The organism is Mangrovibacterium diazotrophicum (assembly GCF_003610535.1).
Taxonomy (GTDB): domain Bacteria; phylum Bacteroidota; class Bacteroidia; order Bacteroidales; family Prolixibacteraceae; genus Mangrovibacterium; species Mangrovibacterium diazotrophicum.
Map to the genome: position 1 here is coordinate 3,560 of NZ_RAPN01000008.1, position 1,965 is coordinate 5,524.

General features: G+C 49.1%; 2 tRNA genes and 1 rRNA gene. All 3 read right to left on the reverse strand.

What is annotated here, in order from left to right:
• Positions 1 to 3: 3 nt before the first annotated feature.
• Positions 4 to 80 (reverse strand) — tRNA-Ala (locus tag BC643_RS23265).
• A gap of 85 nt (positions 81 to 165) precedes the next feature.
• Positions 166 to 239, reverse strand: a tRNA-Ile gene (locus BC643_RS23270).
• 163 nt (positions 240 to 402) lie between these two features.
• A 16S ribosomal RNA gene (locus tag BC643_RS23275) occupies positions 403 to 1,918 on the reverse strand.
• Positions 1,919 to 1,965: the final 47 nt, after the last annotated feature.

A 1,965-nucleotide genomic window follows, 5' to 3' on the forward strand; every position in this document is an offset into this window, starting at 1 on the left:
TTTTGGTGGAGAATAAGGGAGTCGAACCCTTGACCTCTAGAATGCAAATCTAGCGCTCTAGCCAACTGAGCTAATCCCCCGTGTTTGTTCAAATTCCAAACCTTTAATTTCCAAATTCCAAAATTTGTTATTTGGAGTTTTATCGTTTGGCATTTGCCTTGGCAGTAGTCCCGCCCAGACTTGAACTGGGGACCTCTACATTATCAGTGTAGCGCTCTAACCAGCTGAGCTACGGGACTGTCTTTATGCTTCAAGCGTTGCTTTAAGCTATTAGCTTGTAAGCTGACAGCTTTTCCGCGTGTGCTCTCTTCTAGTATATGTTTTAAAAAGGTAGAGATAAAGTAATTTGCTTTAAAACAAATTCAAACATTCAAGCCTTCAGTCTTTCCTGAACAGCTCCAGAAAGGAGGTGTTCCAGCCACACCTTCCGGTACGGCTACCTTGTTACGACTTAACCCCAGTTACGAGTTTTACCCTAGGCCGCTCCTTGCGGTTACAGACTTCAGGTACCCCCCACTTCCATGGTTTGACGGGCGGTGTGTACAAGGCCCGGGAACGTATTCACCGCGCCATGGCTGATGCGCGATTACTAGCGAATCCAGCTTCACGAAGTCGGGTTGCAGACTTCGATCCGAACTGAGACCAGCTTTAGAGATTAGCATCTTGTCACCAAGTAGCTGCCCTTTGTACTGGCCATTGTAACACGTGTGTAGCCCTGGACATAAGGGCCGTGCTGATTTGACGTCATCCCCACCTTCCTCTCACCTTACGGTGGCAGTCCCGCTAGAGTCCCCAGCATAACCTGATGGTAACTAACGGTAAGGGTTGCGCTCGTTATGGGACTTAACCCGACACCTCACGGCACGAGCTGACGACAACCATGCAGCACCTTGAAGAGTGTCCGAAGAAAACCACCTTTCGGCAGCTGTCACTCCCCATTTAAGCCCAGGTAAGGTTCCTCGCGTATCATCGAATTAAACCACATGTTCCTCCGCTTGTGCGGGCCCCCGTCAATTCCTTTGAGTTTCACCGTTGCCGGCGTACTCCCCAGGTGGCTCACTTAATGCTTTCGCTTGGCCGCTTGCAATATATCGCAAACAGCGAGTGAGCATCGTTTACGGCGTGGACTACCAGGGTATCTAATCCTGTTCGCTCCCCACGCTTTCGTACCTCAGCGTCAGTGACAGTTTAGTAAGCTGCCTTCGCAATCGGAGTTCTGTGTAATATCTAAGCATTTCACCGCTACACTACACATTCCGCCTACCTCAACTGTACTCAAGCCCATCAGTATCAATGGCAATTTTACGGTTAAGCCGCAAACTTTCACCACTGACTTAACAGGCCGCCTACGTACCCTTTAAACCCAATGAATCCGGATAACGCTTGCATCCTCCGTATTACCGCGGCTGCTGGCACGGAGTTAGCCGATGCTTATTCGTATACTACCGTCAAATCCCTACACGTAGGAACCATTCTTGGTATACAAAAGAAGTTTACAATCCATAGGACATTCTTCCTTCACGCGGGATGGCTGGTTCAGGCTTGCGCCCATTGACCAATATTCCTCACTGCTGCCTCCCGTAGGAGTCTGGTCCGTGTCTCAGTACCAGTGTGGGGGATCATCCTCTCAGAACCCCTAGACATCGTAGTCTTGGTGAGCCGTTACCTCACCAACTAACTAATGTCACGCATGCCCATCTCTAACCGCCGGAGCTTTAATAATTAAATGATGCCATCCAATTATACTATGGGGTATTAATCCGTCTTTCAACGGGCTATCCCCCTGTTAGAGGCAGGTTGCATACGCGTTACGCACCCGTGCGCCGCTCTCATCACCCGAAAGTGAATCCCGCTCGACTTGCATGTGTTAGGCCTCCCGCTAGCGTTCATCCTGAGCCAGGATCAAACTCTTCGTTGTAAATAAAATTGTTATAATCTTGTCTAGCTCTTATTCAGGAATCTTAC